The sequence below is a fragment of the Streptomyces sporangiiformans genome (assembly GCF_005768555.2).
In the GTDB taxonomy this organism is placed as follows: Bacteria; Actinomycetota; Actinomycetes; order Streptomycetales; family Streptomycetaceae; genus Streptomyces; species Streptomyces sporangiiformans.
The window spans coordinates 19,837-38,696 of the sequence record NZ_VCHX02000182.1 but is presented as its reverse complement, the minus strand read 5'-3'; the positions used below and the strand labels follow the sequence as shown (position 1 = coordinate 38,696).

General features: G+C 72.1%; 18 protein-coding genes, 1 tRNA gene and 1 pseudogene. 12 read left to right on the top strand and 8 right to left on the bottom strand.

Going from position 1 to position 18,860, the window contains the following annotated elements; genetic code table 11:
• The first annotated feature begins 20 nt into the window (after positions 1-20).
• A complete protein-coding gene (locus tag FGD71_RS34010) occupies positions 21-1,202 on the top strand; it encodes a peptidoglycan-binding domain-containing protein (protein ID WP_119104429.1) in 1,182 nt (393 codons plus the stop codon).
• A 458-nt stretch (positions 1,203-1,660) separates the two neighbouring features.
• On the opposite strand, the gene FGD71_RS34005 is transcribed toward FGD71_RS34010, so the two are convergent.
• Complete coding sequence (locus tag FGD71_RS34005; protein WP_119104428.1) at positions 1,661-2,332, bottom strand: HAD family hydrolase; 672 nt, start codon at positions 2,330-2,332, stop codon at positions 1,661-1,663.
• Between the two features lie 388 nt (positions 2,333-2,720).
• Between FGD71_RS34005 and FGD71_RS34000 the strand changes: the two genes are divergently transcribed.
• From FGD71_RS34000 to FGD71_RS33980, 5 genes are all read left to right on the top strand, one after another.
• A complete protein-coding gene (locus tag FGD71_RS34000; protein WP_119104427.1) occupies positions 2,721-3,365 on the top strand; it encodes an HNH endonuclease family protein in 645 nt (214 codons plus the stop codon).
• A gap of 169 nt (positions 3,366-3,534) precedes the next feature.
• Positions 3,535-5,259, top strand: coding sequence for an alkaline phosphatase D family protein (locus FGD71_RS33995; protein ID WP_119104426.1), 1,725 nt, complete (start codon positions 3,535-3,537; stop codon positions 5,257-5,259).
• A 322-nt stretch (positions 5,260-5,581) separates the two neighbouring features.
• Positions 5,582-7,546, top strand: coding sequence for an FAD/NAD(P)-binding protein (locus FGD71_RS33990; protein ID WP_119104425.1), 1,965 nt, complete (start codon positions 5,582-5,584; stop codon positions 7,544-7,546).
• Positions 7,547-7,629: 83 nt separating this feature from the next.
• The gene (locus tag FGD71_RS33985; RefSeq protein ID WP_119104424.1) at positions 7,630-8,082 is read left to right on the top strand and encodes a DoxX family protein; all 453 of its coding nucleotides are present in this window, start codon (positions 7,630-7,632) and stop codon (positions 8,080-8,082) included.
• A gap of 214 nt (positions 8,083-8,296) precedes the next feature.
• Positions 8,297-8,917, top strand: coding sequence for a DedA family protein (locus FGD71_RS33980; RefSeq protein WP_119104423.1), 621 nt, complete (start codon positions 8,297-8,299; stop codon positions 8,915-8,917).
• A gap of 88 nt (positions 8,918-9,005) precedes the next feature.
• Here the strand turns inward: FGD71_RS33980 and FGD71_RS33975 are convergent, their stop codons facing one another.
• Positions 9,006-9,245 carry a DUF2277 domain-containing protein gene (locus FGD71_RS33975; protein ID WP_119104471.1) on the bottom strand — a complete coding sequence of 80 codons (240 nt, stop codon included), beginning with the start codon at positions 9,243-9,245 and terminating at the stop codon, positions 9,006-9,008.
• Between the two features lie 57 nt (positions 9,246-9,302).
• Between FGD71_RS33975 and FGD71_RS50295 the strand changes: the two genes are divergently transcribed.
• Positions 9,303-9,614, top strand: coding sequence for an MBL fold metallo-hydrolase (locus FGD71_RS50295; protein WP_420878373.1), 312 nt, complete (start codon positions 9,303-9,305; stop codon positions 9,612-9,614).
• Here FGD71_RS50295 and FGD71_RS33965 read toward each other — a convergent pair.
• The gene (locus FGD71_RS33965) at positions 9,565-10,209 is read right to left on the bottom strand and encodes a hypothetical protein (RefSeq protein WP_119104422.1); all 645 of its coding nucleotides are present in this window, start codon (positions 10,207-10,209) and stop codon (positions 9,565-9,567) included. The two genes, FGD71_RS50295 and FGD71_RS33965, sit on opposite strands and share 50 nt — an antisense overlap.
• Positions 10,210-10,369: 160 nt before the next feature.
• Positions 10,370-10,726 (bottom strand): YciI family protein, encoded by a 357-nt coding sequence (locus FGD71_RS33960; RefSeq protein WP_119104421.1) that lies wholly within the window; start codon positions 10,724-10,726, stop codon positions 10,370-10,372.
• A gap of 228 nt (positions 10,727-10,954) precedes the next feature.
• Between FGD71_RS33960 and FGD71_RS33955 the strand changes: the two genes are divergently transcribed.
• Positions 10,955-11,314 (top strand): hypothetical protein, encoded by a 360-nt coding sequence (locus FGD71_RS33955; protein WP_119104420.1) that lies wholly within the window; start codon positions 10,955-10,957, stop codon positions 11,312-11,314.
• Between the two features lie 6 nt (positions 11,315-11,320).
• On the opposite strand, the gene FGD71_RS33950 is transcribed toward FGD71_RS33955, so the two are convergent.
• Positions 11,321-11,884 (bottom strand): hypothetical protein, encoded by a 564-nt coding sequence (locus tag FGD71_RS33950; protein ID WP_119104419.1) that lies wholly within the window; start codon positions 11,882-11,884, stop codon positions 11,321-11,323.
• Positions 11,885-12,005: 121 nt separating this feature from the next.
• Positions 12,006-12,080 (bottom strand) — tRNA-Val (locus tag FGD71_RS33945).
• A gap of 241 nt (positions 12,081-12,321) precedes the next feature.
• Between FGD71_RS33945 and FGD71_RS33940 the strand changes: the two genes are divergently transcribed.
• The 4 genes and pseudogenes from FGD71_RS33940 (at position 12,322) to FGD71_RS33925 (ending at position 15,527) form a co-directional block, all read left to right on the top strand.
• Positions 12,322-13,125 carry a DUF4097 family beta strand repeat-containing protein gene (locus FGD71_RS33940; RefSeq protein ID WP_119104418.1) on the top strand — a complete coding sequence of 268 codons (804 nt, stop codon included), beginning with the start codon at positions 12,322-12,324 and terminating at the stop codon, positions 13,123-13,125.
• A gap of 74 nt (positions 13,126-13,199) precedes the next feature.
• The gene (locus FGD71_RS33935; protein WP_119104417.1) at positions 13,200-14,627 is read left to right on the top strand and encodes a hypothetical protein; all 1,428 of its coding nucleotides are present in this window, start codon (positions 13,200-13,202) and stop codon (positions 14,625-14,627) included.
• A 115-nt stretch (positions 14,628-14,742) separates the two neighbouring features.
• Positions 14,743-15,287, top strand: a pseudogene (locus FGD71_RS33930) (DUF4383 domain-containing protein).
• A 9-nt stretch (positions 15,288-15,296) separates the two neighbouring features.
• Positions 15,297-15,527, top strand: a complete 231-nt coding sequence (locus FGD71_RS33925) for an FmdB family zinc ribbon protein (protein WP_119104470.1) — start codon at positions 15,297-15,299, stop codon at positions 15,525-15,527.
• Positions 15,528-15,575: 48 nt separating this feature from the next.
• On the opposite strand, the gene FGD71_RS33920 is transcribed toward FGD71_RS33925, so the two are convergent.
• Together FGD71_RS33920 and FGD71_RS33915 are read right to left on the bottom strand one after the other, a co-directional pair.
• The gene (locus FGD71_RS33920) at positions 15,576-16,379 is read right to left on the bottom strand and encodes an HAD family hydrolase (RefSeq protein ID WP_119104416.1); all 804 of its coding nucleotides are present in this window, start codon (positions 16,377-16,379) and stop codon (positions 15,576-15,578) included.
• Positions 16,379-18,856: a phosphoribosyltransferase gene (locus FGD71_RS33915; RefSeq protein ID WP_162931308.1), complete on the bottom strand. Its 2,478-nt coding sequence runs from the start codon at positions 18,854-18,856 to the stop codon at positions 16,379-16,381. The genes FGD71_RS33920 and FGD71_RS33915 overlap by 1 nt, the downstream gene beginning before the upstream one ends.
• Positions 18,857-18,860 lie beyond the last annotated feature (4 nt).

Below are 18,860 nucleotides of genomic sequence, written 5' to 3'. Positions count from 1 at the left end.
GTTGGGGGAGGGATTCACACGTGAGTGACCGGCACGAGCACGTCTGCCCGGAATGCGGGGCGCCCCGGGCGCAAGGGGGCGCGCCCTCCTGCGCGTGCGCCCAACGGGCGGCGGATGCCCTCCTGGAGACCCGCTCCGCGGAGGCGGCCGTGGCGGAGGATTTCAACCCGTTGCGCATTCGGCCCTACGTGGACTTGGGAGCGGACGAAGGGCCCCTGGCCGCGGACGCCGACGCCGACGCGGGGGCATCCCGGCCGCTGAGCGAGCCCGGTGAACGGCCGGAGGCACACACGGCGCCGCACCAGCCGGAGTCGCCCTCGGCACCGAGCGCGCCCCGGGCGTCCGAGCCCTCCGCAGACCCGACCGCCGCGTCGACCGTCTCCGCTCCCCTGGTCCCGGCGGCCACCCCGCCCGACACGGCCGACCTCCGCCTGTTCGAAACGCAGGCTCTCGACCCGGAGCCCATCACCGCGTCCATACCCGTGGCTCCTCCCGGGTCCGTCCCCGGGTCCCTGCCCGCGTCCATGCCCCAGGAGCCCGCCGAAGGCGGCGGCCGACGGCGCCGGTTCGCGCTCGTCGGCGCCGGAGCCGTCGCCGTCGTGGTCGCCGCGGCCGGTTTCGCGAGCGGGCTGTTCACCTATGAGACGCCGTCACGGACCAGCGCCCACCCGGACGACATACGCGCGAGCGTGCCGGACGCGACCGAGCCGGAGCCGTCGCCGTCGGCGACCAAGTCACCCACCCGGACGCCCGCGTCTGCCGTACCGCCCGCGCCGCCCGCACTGAGCAGCAAGAGCCCCTCGCCGTCGGCCACCAAGCCGACCACCCCGGCCAGGCCCTCCCCCACGCTCCCCACGACCCGCCCACCGTCCACCGCACGGCCCACCGACTCGGGGCCTGCCTCCTCGCAAGGGGCACCCGGGGACGACGACCCTGTCCTGCGCCCCGGCGACCGTGGCTCGGAAGTCACCGAACTCCAACTGCGCCTGAGCCAGTTGGCCCTCTTCTCGGGTGACGCCGACGGCACCTACAACAGCCGGACCGAGACCGCCGTACGCACCTTCCAGTCGGGCCGAGGCCTCCGCGAGGAACCCGGCGTCTATGGCGCGCAGACGCGCCAGCGCCTGGAATCGGAGACGGCGGAACCGCGTGGCCGTAACACGGTCACGCCATCGAACAGCCGGTCCCAGCAAGTCCCGTAGCCGGCCCCTCCGGGGGGCGGGGAGGGTCACACTTCGACTGCGGGCCGGTTGTGGCTGATCGCGCAGTTCCCCGCGCCCCTAAAGGGGCACGCCCCACCCGCAGACGCCCATGCGCGGAAGCGGTTAGGGGGTGGGTGGGATTCGCACTTCAGCTGCAGGCCGGTTGTGGCTGGTCGCGCAGTTCCCCGCGCCCCTGACGGGCGCGTCCCGCTCAGGCTCCGTTTCCCAGTGGCCCCTGGAGGGGCGCACCCCCACGCTCCCGCAGTTGGTCACCGGCGGGAGGGGGCGTGTGCCGGTGCGTCATCGCCCGTCGCGTAGGGCTTGTCTCAGGAAACCCGCACCTCTTACCAACCCCGGGTCGTACGCCCCCGCGGCGACGGGCGGACGCACCGGTACACGACCCCGACCCACCCACCGGCAGAAAGCGAGACCGCCCAACCGCCGGAGGCACCGCACCGTCACCCGATGTGCAAGCGGATCCCGCCGTCACCCAAAGCCTCGACCCGCACCTGCGTAAGGTCCCGCACCAGCGCATCGGGACCGTGGGCCCCGGCCCGATGCCCGACCCCCACCACCCGCATCCCCGCGGAGCGCCCCGCTTCGATCCCCGCCCCCGAGTCCTCGAACACCACGCAGTCCTCGGGCGCGACCCCCAACTCGGCCGCCCCCTTCAGGAAACCCTCCGGGTCCGGCTTGCTGGCGCCGACGGACTCGGCGGTGACCCGTACAGCGGGCAGCGCCAGCCCCGCGGCACGCATCCGCGCGGTGGACAGCGCCACGTCCGCAGACGTCACGAGCGCATGCGGCAAGCCGTGGTCGACGAGCGCGGCCAGGAACTCCGGGGCTCCGGGAATCGCGACGACGCCGTCCATGTCGACGGTCTCCTCGGCGAGCATGCGCGCGTTGTCCTCGAGGTTCCGTTCCTTCGGCCGGCCGGGCAGCAGCAGAGCCATCGACGCATGCCCCTGCCGCCCGTGGACGACCTTCATGACCTCGGCCCCGTCCAGCCCGTGCCGCTCGGCCCAGCGATGCCAGATGCGCTCGACGACGGCATCGGAGTTGACGAGGGTGCCGTCCATGTCCAGCAGCAGGGCACGGGCGGTCAGCACGGTCGTGGCCGTCATCGGCATGCTCCAAGCGTGGAAGAGGGGCGCACAGGGCCCGGGAGACAAGGTGGCCCCGCCCACCGGTCAGGGGAAGCGGGCGGGGGCCACTTTGTTCCCCCACGGTACAAAACAAGGACCCGGCACCGCTACCACTCACGGCAACCAATTCCCCAAAATGCCGGAACCCCGCCCGACGCGACCCGACCCGACCCGACCCGACGCAAAGATCATCTCGACATGAACGCCCGGGCAAACCCACGCAAAGGCAGGCGCCAGCTCAAAAGCCCCGCCCCAGCTCTTGTCCTGTCATGGGCACGTCACTAATTTCTCACCTGACGCACACCTCCCGGAAACACGGTGCCGCAAATATGCGCTCGCACCGTCAACTTCCCCACATCCCCAGGGAGTTCGCATGCCCAAGGTCTACGCGCGTCGACGGCTCAGCATACTAGCCGCCGCCAGCGGTCTGATAGCCATGGTCGGGCTCTTCAACGGTCCGACCGCCTCCGCCGCCCTGCCTACCCCGGTCAGCGCAGCCACCGCCCGCACCTACCTCGCCTCGCTCACCGTGGCGGCCGAGGACCGCACCGGCTACGACCGCGATCTGTTCCCGCACTGGATCACCATCAGCGGGGCCTGCAACACCCGCGAGACGGTTCTGAAGCGCGACGGCACGAACGTCGTCACCAACTCCTCCTGCTCGGCCACCAGCGGCAGTTGGTACTCCGTCTACGAGGGCGCGACCTGGTCCGCCGCCTCCGACGTGGACATCGACCACCTCGTCCCGCTGGCCGAGGCCTGGGACTCCGGCGCCGACAGCTGGACCACCTCCCGGCGCCAGGCCTTCGCCAACGACCTGACCCGCCCGCAGCTCATCGCCGTCACGGACAACGTGAACCAGGCGAAGGGCGACCAGGACCCGGCCACCTGGATGCCGTCCCGGACCGCGTACGCCTGCACCTACGTCCGCGCCTGGGTCCAGGTGAAGTACTACTACAACCTCTCGGTCGACTCCGCGGAGAAGAGCAAGCTGACCTCCGTGCTGAACGGCTGCTGAACCTCCGCGCTCAACGGCCGCTGAACCTCCGTTCTCAACCGCAGCCGACCGTACGCACCGGCTGCTGACCGGCGCCCGACGGCCACCGGCCGATCATTGGTCGCACCGGAACCTCCCCAATCACCTCCGTCGTTCCGTACCGTACGGGGCGACGGAGGAAGGTGATCACGTGGCGAGGCTGCGGCTGGGACCACTTCTGAGATACGTCGACGGCTCGTCCGCGACCGTCTGGGTCGAGGCGAGTCGTCCGTGCGCCGCCGAGGTGCGCTGCGCGGACGGCGCCCGCGGCGAGACCCGCACGTTCCAGGTCGCGGGCCACCACTACGCCCTGATCACGGTGACGGGTCTCTCGCCGGGCACGACAACGACGTACGAGGTGCTGCTCGACGGGACGACCGTCTGGCCGCTGCCCGGCTCCCCCTTCCCGCCCTCGGCGATCCACGCCCCGGCGGACGACCACGAGAGCGTCCGCGTCGCCTTCGGCTCCTGCCGCTGGGCCGCGCCGCCCGCCGACGAGAAGGACCCGGTGGGCCCCGACGCGCTGGACACCCTCGCGGCCCGTATCGCCGGGGACCCGGACGGCGAACGCCCGGACGTACTGCTGCTGCTGGGCGACCAGGTGTACGCGGACGAGGTCTCCAAAGCCACGCGCCGCTGGCTGGAGGCCCGGCGCGGGCTGACGGAACCGCCGGGCGCCGAGGTCGCGGACTATGAGGAGTACACGCGCCTCTACTACGAATCGTGGCTCGACCCCGAGATCCGCTGGCTGCTCTCCACCGTTCCCAGCTGCATGATCTTCGACGACCATGACGTCATAGACGACTGGAACACCAGCGCCGCCTGGCTCGCCGACATGCGGGCCACGCCCTGGTGGCGCGAGCGCGTGGTGAGCGGCCTGATGTCCTACTGGGTCTACCAGCACCTCGGCAACCTCCCGCCGGAGCGCCTCGCCGCCGACCTCCTGTACGCCGCCGTGCGCGCGACCCCCGACGGCACGGACGTCCTGCGCGCCTTCGCCGCCGAGGCCGACGCCGCCCCCGACTCGGTCCGCTGGAGCTACCGCCGCGACTTCGGCCGCGTACGCCTGCTCATGCTCGACACTCGCGCGGCCCGCGTCCTCGACGAGGACAACCGCGCCATGCTCGCCCCGAGCGAGATGGCATGGCTGCGCGAACAGGCACTGGAGGGGCGAGGCATGGAGCAAGGAGAGGAGCGAGCGGAGGAGCAGGGCTCCACGCCCACGACCGCTCCCCACGCCCCTCACTCTCCCCACGCCCCCTATGACCACCTTCTGCTCGGCTCCTCGCTCCCCTGGCTGCTCCCCCACCTCGTACACGACGCCGAGGCGTGGAACGCCGCGCTGTGCCGGGGCGAGCGGGGTGCGCGATGGGCACGGTGGGGTGAGGACCTGCGGCGCCGGGCCGACTTGGAGCACTGGGCGGCTTTTCCGGCGTCATTCGACGCGCTCGCCGAGCTGATCGCCGAGGCCGGTTCGGGGCCCGGGGCGCCGGCGACCGTGTGCGTGCTGTCCGGGGACGTGCATCACGCGTACATCGCCGAACCGTCGTGGCCGAAGGGCTCGCCGGGGCCCGACGCCCGCGTGCTGCAGCTGACCTGCTCGCCGGTCCACAACTCCATCCCGATGTCCATCAAACTCGGCTTCCACTTCGGCTGGAGCAGGGTGGGCCGGGCCCTCGGCCGCCGCTTCGCCGGCCACGGCGGCTGCCCGAGCCCGCCGGTCGACTGGCGCCGGACGGGCGGCCCTTGGTTCGGCAACCAGCTGATGACGCTGACACTGCGCGGCCGTTCGGCACGGCTACGACTCGACCAGGCCCGGGAGGAGCGGGGCGGGAGCGCCCGGCTGAGGACGGTCGTCGAGTCCGAGCTCACATAGCCCTGCCGGTCACGACGGGCGCCGGGTGCCGGGCACCGAGCCCGAACTCACACCACCCTGCCCGCGACGACAGGCGCCGCGAGTCGTCAAGCCACCGATCCACCGATCCACCGATCGATACGTCTCTTGCATACGCCTATTCCGCAGGTTGCCCGCCTATCACGCCTGTTGCCCGTGATGCTCGTGACGCATCCCACACCTGACGCCCTTGATCCCGTCAAGGGCTCGGCTCCCGTGCCGCGTGACGGCATGATGAGGCGGACCATCCGCTTCCGGCGGACGGTTTGCTACCCAGCGCCCCACACGCCCGGGAGTCACCCCTTTGTCTGCAGCGACCGCGGAACCAGCGGCGACCGCCGATTCCGCCGAGGTCTCCGTCGCGCTGGTCGGCGCCGGCCCGCGCGGCACGAGCGTCCTGGAACGCCTCTGCGCCTCCGCCCCCGAGCTCCTCACGCCCGGGACGCGTCTGACGGTCCATGTCGTCGATCCGTCGCCGCCGGGCCCCGGCCGCGTCTGGCGGACCGACCAGCCGGCCGAGCTGCTGATGAACACCGTGGCCTCCCAGGTGACCCTCTTCACCGACGACAGCGTGGAGTGCGCGGGACCGATACGCCCGGGACCGAGCCTGCACGCCTGGGCCGCCGGCGAGCTGGCCCCGGACGCGTACCCGACTCGCGCGCGGTACGGCCAGTACCTGGAGTGGGTGTTCGCCGAGGTCGTGCGCGGGGCGCCGCCCTCGATACGGGTCGAGGTGCACCGGGCACGCGCGATACGCCTCGACGACGCGGCCGACGGCCACCAGTCGCTCGTACTCGACGACGGCCGCACCCTGTCGGACCTGGCCGCCGTGATCCTCGCTCAGGGCCACCTGCCCACGGTCGCGGACCAGACACAGCAGCGCCTCACGGAGTACGCCGACCGTCACGGCCTGCGCCACATCCCGCCCGCCAACCCGGCCGACCTCGACCTCGCCCCGCTCGCCCCCGGTGAACCCGTCCTGCTGCGCGGCCTGGGCCTCAACTTCTTCGACCACATGGCCCTGCTGACGACGGCCCGCGGCGGCCGCTTCCTCCCCACGGCACAGGGCGGCCTGCGCTATGCGGCCTCGGGCCGCGAGCCCCGCCTGTACGCGGGTTCGCGCCGCGGTATCCCGTACCAGGCCCGCGGCGACAACGCGAAGGGCCCGTACGGCCGGCACACTCCCCTGGTCCTCACTCCGGACGTCATCTCGCTCTTCCGCAAACGCGCGGACTCCGGCGACGCCGCGGACTTCCTCGCCGAGATATGGCCGTTGGTGGCGAAGGAGGTGGAAACGGTCTACTACGAGACACTGCTGGGGCGCGCCCAGGAGCCGGGCCGGCGGGCCGACCCCGCGATGCGGACCGGCACGGTGCGACAGAGCTTCCGTGAGCGCTTCCTCGCCGTGCCCCACCGTGCGCCCCAAGAGGCCCTCATCCTTGATGAGTTCGGCATCCCGGATGCCGAACGCTGGTCCTGGGACCGGATTTCGCGCCCGCACGCGGGACAGGTCTTCGAAGGCCCCGGCGACTTCCGGAGCTGGCTGCTCGCATATCTGCGCGAGGACGCCGAGCAGGCCGCTCTCGGCAACGTCGACGGCCCGCTCAAGGCGGCCCTCGACGTCCTGCGCGACCTGCGCAACGAGGTGCGGCAGATCGTGGACCACAGCGGGCTGGCGGGCGCCTCGCGCCGGGACCACCTGGACCGCTGGTACACGCCGCTGAACGCGTTCCTGTCGATCGGCCCGCCCCGGCGCCGCATCGAGGAGATGGTCGCGCTGATCGAGGCGGGCGTCCTGGAGGTACTCGGGCCGCGGCTGGAGGTACGGGCCGAGGACGGAGCGTGGGTGGCGCACTCCCCCGACGTGCCCGGCTCGATCGTCCGGGCGACCACACTCATCGAGGCACGGCTGCCGGAGCCGGACCTGCGGCGAACCGCCGACGACCTGCTCGCCCGGCTGCTGAAGACGGGCCGGTGCCGTCCGCACACGGTGGACGGTTACGAAACCGGAGGGCTCGACGTCACCCCGCGGCCGTATCGTCTGATCGACCGTCAGGGACACCCGCACCCAAGGCGGTTCGTGCTGGGCGTGCCCACGGAGGGCGTGCACTGGGTGACGGCGGCCGGGGCCAGGCCGGGCGTAGATTCGGTCACCCTTTCGGACACGGATGCGGTGGCGCGAGCGGCGCTGCGGACGGCCGTAGCTGCGACGAAGCCGGATACGGAAGCCGATTACTGGCCAGATGTTGAACTTGCAACCATTGATTAGCGTAACCTAACCTCGTCACTCGCTCGGTTTACGTCCCCCAACAGCGGTCCCGAGGACCGCACTAGACCGAAGGAGTTCCCCCAATGACCGGACGGCTCAACAGCGCCCAGCCGTACGCCATAGGCCTGTTCCGCATCGTCATCGGCCTGCTCTTCACCTGCCACGGAGCCCAGTCGCTCTTAGGTGTCCTGGGCGGCATGGACGGCAAGGGCGCCACTGTCGAGACGGGCGCCTGGCCGAACTGGTACGCGGCTGTCATCGAGCTCGTCGGCGGTGCTCTGGTCCTGCTCGGCCTCGGTACGCGCTTCGCGGCGTTCATCGCCTCGGGCGCGATGGCGTACGCGTACTTCAAGGTCCACCAGCCCCAGGGCCTGTGGCCGATCGAGAACCAGGGCGAGGGCGCGGCCATGTACTGCTGGTCGATGTTCCTGCTGGTCTTCACCGGCTCGGGCGCGCTCGGCGTCGACCGGCTCTTCTCGCGCCGCACGTCTTCGGCCACCGCGGGCGAGCGCAGCTCGGAGCCCGTCGCCGCCTGACGCTGTGTCACGGCACCCGCCCCCAAGCGCAACCGGGGGCGGGTGCCGTCGTCTTGGTGAACATGGTGTGGCAATCAGACGATCCCCCTGTGGATCTCCCGTCTGACCCGCGGCGTACGCTGTATGGCTGTCACAGGCCGCTCCTGCCGCTCCCCCGCGACATCGCGGCATCGCCGCACGGGCCGGGCCTACGGGGGAGACACAGGGAGATGTGGTGCTTGAGAGTGTGGGGGCGCTGACCGGCAGCCCATGGATCTACGCCGTGGTGGCCTTGTCCGTCCTGCTCGACGTGTTCCTGCCGGTGCTGCCGAGCGGCATCCTGGTCATCACGGCGGCGACGGCCGCCGCGGCCGGCACCGGTGCGGCGACCGGCCAGATGCCCGAAGGCCATGTGCCCGACATCCTGTCGCTGATCCTCTCCGCGGCCACCGCGTCGGTCCTCGGTGACCTGGTCGCGTACCGGCTGGCCTGGCGCGGCGGCAAGCGACTGGATCGTGCCATCGCCCGCTCCCGCCGCCTGACCGGCGCGCAGGAACGTCTCGGCGCGGCCCTCTCGCGCGGCGGCGGCGCCCTCGTCGTCATTGCCCGTTTCGCGCCCGCGGGCCGCTCGGTCGTCTCGCTGGGCGCGGGCGCCGCGCACCGCCGCGTCCGCGAGTTCCTGCCCTGGTCCGTCCTCGCGGGCCTGACCTGGGCCGCGTACAGCGTCGCCCTCGGCTACTTCGGCGGCCAGTGGCTGGGCGCGACGTGGCTCGCCACGGCCGTTTCGATCGGGGCGCTGTTCGCGGCGGGCGCCGGGGCGGCGTACCTCATACGACGACCGCCGGCGGAGGCGTGAGTCTGCGGGGCGTGACCGGTTCGGGAGCGTGACCCTGCGCGGCGGGGCGAGGCGTGACGGGCCGACCGGCCGCCAGTGGCTTACGGGGTCAGCCCGCCCGGCGGGCAGCCGGCTGCCCCTGCCCCCGCACCTCGAGCCCGTCCAGCAGGTCGGCCGTCGCCTGCGCGATCGCTTCGACCGCCCGGTCGAACACCTCGCGGTTGTGGGCGGCCGGGGCGCGGAAGCCGGAGACCTTGCGGACGTACTGGAGCGCGGCGGCGCGGATGTCCTCCTCGGTGGCCTCTTCGGGGAGTACGGGCGGGCGAAGGGTCTTGATGCTGCGGCACATGCGTCCAGTCTCGCGCGTGACCGGGATTCGTGTAACGGGGATGCGTTACGGAAGCTGGTGAAGTCGGCCGGTCCGGCGGTCGCCGCCCCGGACATCGGCGCGGTCGACGCGGTCCTGCTCTCGCACGACCAGCACCCCGACAACCTCGATGCCTCGGGCCGTAGGTACCTCGCGGGCGCCCCGCTGGTGCTGTCCACGGCCTCGGCGTACGAGCGCGCCCGCGCGAGCGCTGCCCTACGTGGCGGTGCCGTTCGCGGGCGCACCCCGCTGGTACCGGACGGCCCGCTCACCCTCACCAAGGCCTTCACCGAGGCCGAACTCACCGACCGGCTGCACCTGTTGGAGCCGGGAGCGTCGGTACGGCTGTAGGTGCGCGCCTGCGCCTCCAGTACGCGACCGTGAGCGCGCCCAGGCAGGGCCCCCACAGCAGGAGCGGCGCATAGCTGACGTAGAAGACGACCGCGCTCCAGCCCGGCACCTGTCCCGGGTAGCCCTCGGGGAGCGGGTCGCCGCGAAGCGTGACTCCGGCGAGGTCCGCGACGGCCGTCGCGGAGCTCAGCGCCGTGAGGAGGAGGGCGCCCGCCGCCGCGGGCACGACGGCGGCGGGCGTCGGGATCCGACGCCCGCCCAGTCCCGGTACCCACCGCGGGACGACCTCTCCCCACGTGGCGATCAGCCCGTACGCGGTGAAGGCCAGCAGTTCGGTGAGGACCGACAGAAGGACCACGTACACCTCCTCGGGCAGCCATGGCGGGAGGTCTCCCGAGCCGTGCGCCCTTCCGTCGTCCTGAACGGGGAAGACAACCGTCACGATCCGCCACAGCCCGGACGGCAGCACGAGCAACGGGACGGCGAGCGCGGCCGCCCGCCCCCAGCGAGGCGCCCCCGGCACGGGGGCGTGCGCGGCCGCCCAGGCGGCACGCAACCGCCCGGCGGTGGGCGGCGGTTCGGTATGAGTGGGCATGAACGGTCCTCCGGTCCGGCGGACTCTTCCCCATCGAAGGTCCCAGCCGTACGGGGCGCCCGGATCGCCTGCCGGAAGGACCCGGGTCCGCCGCCCGAGGGAGAACCGCCTCCCCCTCGGGCGGGTCGCAACGCGACCCGTTCTGCAGTGACCTGAGCGGTCAGCCCTCGGCGATCTCGCGGACCTCGACCGTGACGGTCCACTCCTCCGGGTGGATCTGCAGGAACCGCTTCGTCCACTCCAGGGCCTCGGCCTTGTCCTTGCACTGGGTGATGGCGTAGCCGCCGATCACTTCCTTGGACTCGGTGAACGGCCCGTCGACCTGACTGAACCGGCCCCCGGACCAGGTGACCCGGGTGCCCTCCGCAGTCGGCGTGAGCCCGGCCGTGTCCAGCATGACCCCGGCCTTGGTGATCTCCTCGAGCAGCGCGCCCATGCGCTCCTCGAACTCGGGACCCGGCCCCTCCGCGGGCATGCTCTGCTCGTCGATGCGGACCATCGTCAGAAAACGCGGCATGGTGACTCCTCGATCGAACGGACGGGGTCTCTCCCCGCCTCTCACCCATGCGTCGAGCGGGCGACGACGGGATCGACAACTGCCCCGGAAAATCTTTTCACCGAGCACGCGGGGGTGCCCCGGCTTCCCACCGAGGACCCCGGCGGGCGCGGGGTCGCTCGGTCACAGTTCGCGTGAAGTCCCCCAAGAAACTCGCATCCCAAATTCGAACAGGCGTAGCATTGCCGCGTGGCTGCGACCTATGACTTCCCGAGTGACCTCCTGGCTGGTCAGGAGGAACTGCATCAGGTCCGGGCCGAGCTTCTGGCCCTGCTGAAGCGGCTCCCCTGGTCGGTCGAGCCGCTCGACGGCTTCAGTGACGACGCCGGCTGGCGCAAGGTGGAGCGCCCCGCGTCGCCCGGCTGGTCCGCCGACGAACAGGCCGAAGTGGAGAAGCTCCGAGAGCGCGAACGCGAGCTGGCGGTCTTCGTGACCTGCCACCGCTTCTGGGCCGAGGTCGCGACCGCGGAGAAGGTGGACGCACGGATGAGCCTCAAGCACGCGCACGAGGCGGAGGAGGGACCTCGCGGGGACGAGGAGCCGGTGTGACGGTCGCTACCGCCGTTCCAGCGTCCACTGATCGCAGTGGCGGACGGCCAGGAAGCCTTCGCCCGGAATCACGACCGTGCCGCGGATGTGGCCGCGCCGGGTCAGCTCTCGGGATTCGCCCCCGCCTTCGGGCGTGAAGTGGAGCTCTCCGTATTCGGTGTCTCCCAGCCAGGCGAACGACACGCGGGCACTGCCGTCGAAGTACACGAGCGTCTCGTGCTTGCCTGCCAGCGTGTCCACCAGCTTCGGCAGGTCGGCGACCTCCAACGTCCGCAGGTGCCAGCGGGAGAATCCGGTCCCCGAGGTGTGGCTCGGCTTCACGCGGCGGATCGCCACCCGGTTGTACCGCGCGGGCAGCAGCACCCGTCGCGCCCTGGGCCCGTACGAATACAGCAGCGCGTCGCCGTGGATCTTCCGGGTCGCCGACCGGTACAGCGCGGACACCTTGAACGAGGTGGTCAGCCCCCCCTTGAACTCCAGGAGCGCGGGCCCCCGCTGCCCCTCGAGGCGCGGTATCTCCACCTCGCGCCCTCGCCACCCGCTCGCCCGGAACCGCCCCTCGGCAGGCATGGCCCCTCCTCCTCAGTGGCACGGCTCAAGTGGCACGCCGCCACCGGCCGGCCGAGAAAGACCAAGGCCCAGGTCTCCGGGTGCACACCCGCCGAGCTGGGCCTTTCTCACGTCCTGGAACTGGTGGGCACGGACGGTTTCGAACCGCCGACATCCGCCTTGTAAGGGCGGCGCTCTACCACTGAGCTACGTGCCCGGGACGAGTCGACAGCCTACATTGCCCGGGGCAGTGCCCCGCAAACCCGTATCGGCCCCAAATGAGGCGCCGGCGCTGCCGACAACGGGTACGGGGGTTTACCCCACCCCTGATTCGGGAGTGCTCCGGATCCCGCCGCTCGCCCCGCCTCCGTACGGTCGAAGAGCGTCCCAGCCATCCGTACGGTCGTCCGTACGGTCGAGGGCGCCCGAGACAGGGGGAGCCCACCGTGACCACTCATATGCGCCGTCCCACTCGCGTTCGCCGTCCCACTCGCGTTCGCCGGTCCGCTCACGTTCGGCGTTCCGCCACGGCCATCGCGGCCGTCGCCGCCGTCACGCTGCTCGCCTCGGGATGCGGCGCCAGTGCCGGGGACGACGACGAACCCGAGCAGCGGTCCTTCGCGCTCAGCGGCCGCACGCTGACCGTCGACTCCGACGACTCCGCGCTCGAACTGGTCCCCGCGGACGTCGACAAGGTCGAGGTCACCCGGTGGTTCAAGGGCAGCGTCGTCGTCGGCGACGACCCCGAGGTGACCTGGGCGATGAAGGACGACACGCTCACGCTCCGGTTGAAGTGCTCCGGAATGATCGCCGACTGCTCGGCCAAGCACCGGATCGAGGTGCCTCGCGGCATCGCGGTCACGGTGAGGGACAAGGACGGCAGTGTGCGGGCCCGGGGCTTCGAGAAGCCGCTCGACATCCGTACCGACGACGGTTCCGTCCACGTCGAGGACTCCAGCGGACCCCTGCAGCTGCACACCTCCGACGGTTCGGTCACCGCGACCGAGGTCGGCTCCCGACGCGTGGACGTGAACACTCAGGACGGCGCCATACGGCTCGACCTCGCCGCCGTACCGGACCGGATCGCCTCGCGCAGCCAGGACGGTTCCATCACCATCGGGCTGCCGGACGCGACGTACCGCGTGACGACGGAGACCGACGACGGGGGCGTGGAGGTGTCCGTGCCCCGGGACGAGCGCAGCTCGCACGTGGTGTCCGCCCACACGCAGGACGGGAAAGTCACGGTGCGTACCGCGAACTAACCGGCCCGTGTGTTCGTCCTTACCTGGTGGGAGAATGACACCGGGCAGGGCGGACCACAGCACGGGAGAGGGATGTGACGGCGACACCTTCGCAGCCGTACACGCCGTTTGTGCCATGCGCACAGGAACTACCTCGCCACCGTGCCGGTTTCGCGCCCGCGAGGTCCACCAGGCCGCGCGGAGTCGCTCGTGACCTGCTGACCCTGGTGCTCCTCCCGCTCCCGCTGCTCGCGCTCACCCTGCCCGCCGCGTTCGCCGGCGGCGGCACCCGGCGGTGGTTCGGCGGACGCTCCGAGAGCCAGCGGGCCGAGGCGCAGGCGGCGAAGGACGCCGCCGCGGCCGCGTTCTACGAACTCGACACCGCGCAGCGCGATCTTCGGATCTCGATCGAGACCATCACGGCCGTCGACGGCTCCCCCGCGGCCCGGCGCGCGGTCTCCGACTTCGACGCGCTGGGCCGTCGTATCGACGAGGTCAGCCACGTGTACATCAACGCGGTCGACGCCCATGACCTCGACCGCGACGACCTGGAGGCCTCCGTCGCGGCCCAGGCGCGCACGGAGCTGACCAAGGCCAAGGACGACTTGGGCCGCGTCAAGCAGGAGCTGGACCGGTTCGCCGAGGGGCTCGGCCCGCTGCTCGGCAAGGCCGAGACCCAGCTGGCCCGGCTCGCCCCGGCCGTCGAGCGCGCCCGCCAGGCCCTGCTCGCCGCGTCGAACGCGCTCGACGCGGTACGGGGATCGGGGCTCAAGGCCGACGACCTGGCCGCCCGGCTCGCCGCCCTCGGCCCCGAGCTGACCCGGCTCAACCAGGGTGCGGGGCAGCACGGCGTGCCGGAGACGCTGGAGCGCGCGGACCGGGTCGCGCGCGATGCCGAGGCAGTGCGTGCGGAGGCCGAGCGGCTGCCGGAGCGGGCCGCCGAGATCGACCGCCGCCTCGTCTCGCTGCGCACCCGCGCCCAGGCCCTCACCACACGCTCCGGACAGGTCGAGCCGGTGCTCAGCGAGCTGCGGCGCCGGTTCACGGTTGCCTGCTGGCAGGACCTGCAGCACGTACCGGACCAGGCCGCGGAGACCGTACGGCAGGCCGAGCAGAAGCTGACCGAGGCCCGGTCGGCCCGTGACGAGCAGCGCTGGCCGGACGCGACCTCACTGCTGTCGACGGTGCGGGCGCTGCTGAACACGACCGACGAGGCCGTGTCCGCGGCGGGCGACCGGCTGCGGCGGCTGAACGAGGTGTCGAAGGACCCGCAGCAGGAGATCGACCGCACCCGCTTCGCGATCCGCGACGCCCAGCGCCTGGCGATGGCCGGCCGCAGCACGCCCGACCCGCGCCACGCCCTCCCCCTCGACGACTCGGTGGCCCGCCTGGAGCGCGCGATCGGCACGTTGGAGGGGCGCCACCCCGACTATTGGCACTTCCTCACCGAGACGGAGGCCGTACGGCGGACGGTGGCCCGCGTGGTGGCGCAGATCCGTGAGGAGCGCGGGGCCGGAGCGTAACCGGCCGGCGGTCATGCCGGGGGGCGGCGGCGGGCCAGGGCTGGCGAGCGGGCAGGGGCGGGCGGATCCTGAAGGAACAGCCCTCAGGGAAGGGTCCTGAAGGAAGAGTCCGAGTATGCGGATGAGCCTCGACGAGCATCTGCCCGTCGACCACCGCCTCAGTTCGGTCTACCGGATCGGCGCGGGTCTGATGGGGCTCGTGCTGTCGCCTTCGGCATCCTGGGCCTGATCGACAAGGTCGGCTTCTTCGACACGGGCGGTGACAGGGTCGCCGGGCTCAACACCAACGGCGCCCTCAGCGTGCTCTCGATCTGCGTCGGGCTGCTGCTCTTCGTCGGCATGGTCATCGGCGGGAACTTCGCCTCGACGCTCAACATGGTCTTCGGAGTCCTCTTCATCCTCAGCGGGTTCGTGAACCTCGCCCTCCTGGACACGGATCTCAATATCCTCGCGTTCCACATGCAGAACGTGCTGTTCAGCTTTGTCGTCGGCCTGCTCCTGATGGTCTTCGGCATGTACGGCCGCGTCACCTCGGCCCTGCCGCACGACAACCCCTACTGGCAGGCCCGCCACCCCGAACAGGCCGCACGCGAGCGACGCCGCAGAGCGGCCGTGCGTTCCAGGGCGCTGCCCCAGGGCAAGCGGGGCCCCGCCCGGTAACCTGTGCTCATGCCTCGCTACGAATACCGCTGTCGGACCTGCGGCGACACCTTCGAGATGAGCCGCCCCATGGCCGAGTCCTCCGCCCCCGCGGCCTGCCCCGCCGGCCACGACGACACGGTGAAGCTCCTGTCGACGGTCGCGGTCGGCGGCTCGGCCTCGGCCTCGGCGCCCGCGCCCGCACCCCGGGCGGGCGGCGGTGGTGGCGGCGGCTGCTGCGGTGGCGGCTGCTGCGGCTGACCAGCCGCCTCGCCCAGTCTCAAAAGGCGGGCCTGCGGATGTCCTGGCCTACCGAGCCGCCCGCAGGAACTCCCGCAGAATCCGCTCGCCGGCGGCGACACCCCGTTCCGGAAGGGCGGTGGTCGTGGGCGCCACCCACCCGGCGTCGGCGAGCTCGCCGTGGCCCGGGCGCCAGCCGCGGTCCGCGGCGAGCAGCAGGTCGGCGTCGAGCAGCGAGTCGCCGGCCGCGAGGGTGAGCTCGGCTCCGGTGCGGCGGGCGATCTCGCGCATCGCGGCGCTCTTGGTGAGCGGCTGCGGTACGGCGTAGATCTTGCGGCCCTGGAGGGAGACCGTCCAGCCGCGGTTCTCCGCCCACACGGCCAGTTCCTTCACCCAGTCCTCGGGGAGCAGCGCGCGTTCGACGACGTCGTACGCGAAGAGGTCCTCGGCGACGCGGTGCTTGCGCACCCAGGCCGGGTCGGCGGTGGCCGTCATGTGCGCGCGCACCTCGGCCAGTGGGGCGCACTCGCGGGCGAGGCGCTCCGTCACCTGGGCATGCCACTGGACATCGGCGACACCGTCCACGAGGAGGTGGCCGCCGTTGGCGCAGATCGCGTACTTCGGGGCCGGGCCCGGCAGTTGGATGCGCTGGTACTGCTTGCGGGTGCGGGTCGTGGTCGGCACGAAGACGGCCGCGTCGCCGAGTTCGGTGAGCAGTCCGGCCGCGGTCTCGGTCATGTACGACAGCGGCTTGCTCTCGTGCACCTCGACGCAGAGCAGCCGGGGCGCCCGCTCGTCCGGCATGGTCAGCGCCAGGGCGGCGGCGGAGTAGATGAGCGTGCGGTCGAGGTCGCTTGCCACCAGTACCGTCATCAGACCGTCACCGCCCTGCCGTCGGCGCCGGTCGCTCCCCGGGTGTACTTGGGGTGGATCAACCCGACGCAGGTGTACGGGAGTTCGGCCACCTCCTCGACGGGCACGCCGCGCTGCTCGGCGAGCAGGCGTACGTGGTCCAGGTCGGCGCCCGCTCCCGCGCGGGCGAGGATGCGCCACGGGACGCGGCGCAGCAGCACGCGGGTCGTCTCACCGACGCCCGGCTTGACGAGGTTCACGTCGTGGATCCCGTACTCCTCGCTGATCCTCTCGACTGCCGCCCAGCCCTCCCAGGTGGGGCTGCGGTCCGTCGAGAGCAACTCCTTGACCTGGGTGCCGACCGCCTCGCCGACCTCGCCGAAGCGGTCGGACACGGCGTCCAGGAAGTCGGCGGAGACGTCCGCGTCCGCGAGCTCGCGGTAGAACTTCGCGCCGTGGAAGTCGTGCTCCCCGACCAGGTCCGCGCGCAGCACGGTACGTGAGATGAGCCCGGACACGGTGGAGTTGAGGCAGGCGGAGGGGATGAGGAAGTCCTCGCGGGTGCCGTAGGTGCGGACGCACGAGCCGGGATCGGCGAGCACGGCGATCTCCGGGTCGAAGCCGGTGATGCCGTCGGAGTCCTCGAACTCCTCAAGCGCCTGGGCGAGTTCACGGGTGATGGCGCCCTTGCCCGTCCAGCCGTCCAGGAACACGACGTCGGCCGGGTCGTGGTGGGCGGCCAGCCAGCGCAGCGCGTTCGCGTCGATGCCACGCCCACGCACGATGGAGACGGCGTAGTGAGGGAGGTCCAGCCCGTGCCGGACCTTGGCCCAGCGGCGCATCAGGATGCCGATGGGGGTGCCCGCGCGGGCGAGCGACACCAGGACGGGTCGCGGTGACCGCTCCGCCAGCACCGTCTCCGTGACGGCGCCCACGGCCTGGGCGATGCGCGCGGCCGAGGCGTCCAGCGCGGCGCGGAACAGTTCCTGGTACTGGGCGCTCGGCTGGTACTCAACCGGCAGCGACTCCGCGTAGTGCGCGCCACCGCTCTGGATCGCCTCCTCGCGCTCCTCGGTGGGGGCCTCGAGCCGCGTGTCCGAGAGGTCCTGCAGCAGCCAGCCGACCTCGTCCGGGGCGTACGAGGAGAAGTCGGGGCCGCGGAGGGGCTCGGGCAGCATCGAGGGCCTTTCGGAGGGGTTCGGCTCAACAGGCGCGCACGCTGGGACGTACGAGGGGACGACGGCGAGCAGCACGCTCGGGGTGTGTGCGGCGAGCCGCGCCAGCAGGCCGTCGGGGGCGTGCAGTTCGGCGGTGTCGGCCACCGAGTCGACCACGGCGACGACGGCGTCGAAGCCGGCGCCCGCGACGTTGTAGGCGTAGCGCTCGCCGGGGCCGTCGCCGGGGGTGTCGTGGGCGGGGAAGACGAGGCGGCTGCGTATCGCGTAGCCGGGGTCGTCGAGGGCGAGCACCGGGGAACGGGTCGTCGTCGAGTAGCGGATCTCGGTGTCGGCCGGCTTCAGCTTCTCCAGCGCGACGCCGAGCCGCAGCGGCGCGTACATCAGCTCCTCGAAGCCGAGGACGAGGATGCGGCGGGCGTCTTCCGGAAGGGCGTCCGCGAGCCGCGCGGCCATCGCGGGCAGGGCGCCCTCCAGCTGTGCGCGGTGCTCGGGAGTGAAGCCGTGCCGTCCGCCGTCGGGCAGCCCGCGCGGCCAGCCGAGCTCCACGCGGGCGACCGTGCCGGGCTCCGGAAGCGGTGCGGGGGCCGAGGCCGCCATCCCGTTCTCGTGCTGCTGCTCGTGCTCGGCGACCAGGGCCTGGCCCTTGGCGAGTATGCCGTCGGGCAGTCGTACGGTGCCCGAGGCGGCCGCCACCAGGTCCACACGAGCGCCGATCTCGCGGGCGAACTCGTCGAGGCGGCCCCGGTCCGCCGGGGAGCGCATGTCGACGAGCGCCACGATCACGTAGTGCTCGCGCGGGTAGCGCTCGTGCAGCGCGCGGATCGTGTTGAGCACGGTGTTGCCCGTGGAGAACTCGTCGTCCACGAGCACCAGCGCCCCGTCGCCCGCGAGCAGGCCGGGCTTCTCCGGCAGCAGCAGATGCGAGGTGGCGTGGGAGTGGGACTCCTCGAAGCCGCCCGCCCGCTCGACGCCGTCGACGGGGCGTCGCGTGGAGTGCAGGTAGGGCGCGAGGCCCAGGCCGTCCGCGACGGAGTGGCCGAGGCCCGTGGCCGTCTCGGCGTACCCGAGCACCACGGCCCGGCGCGCCCCGGGGACGCCGAGCAGATCACGTACCCGGCGGCCCAGCTCGTACCCGGTCCGCCAGACCGTGAGCGGGCTCTGCGGCACGTGCTTGCCCAGCACGTTCGACACGAGCAGATGCGCGCGCTTGGGATTGCGCCGCAGCGCGAGCCCCAGGAGGTCGCGCAGCTCCTCGTCGCCGACGAGTTCGACCCCGAGTCGCTCGGCGACCCAGTTCCCGCTCCACACCACGTTCTTCATCGAG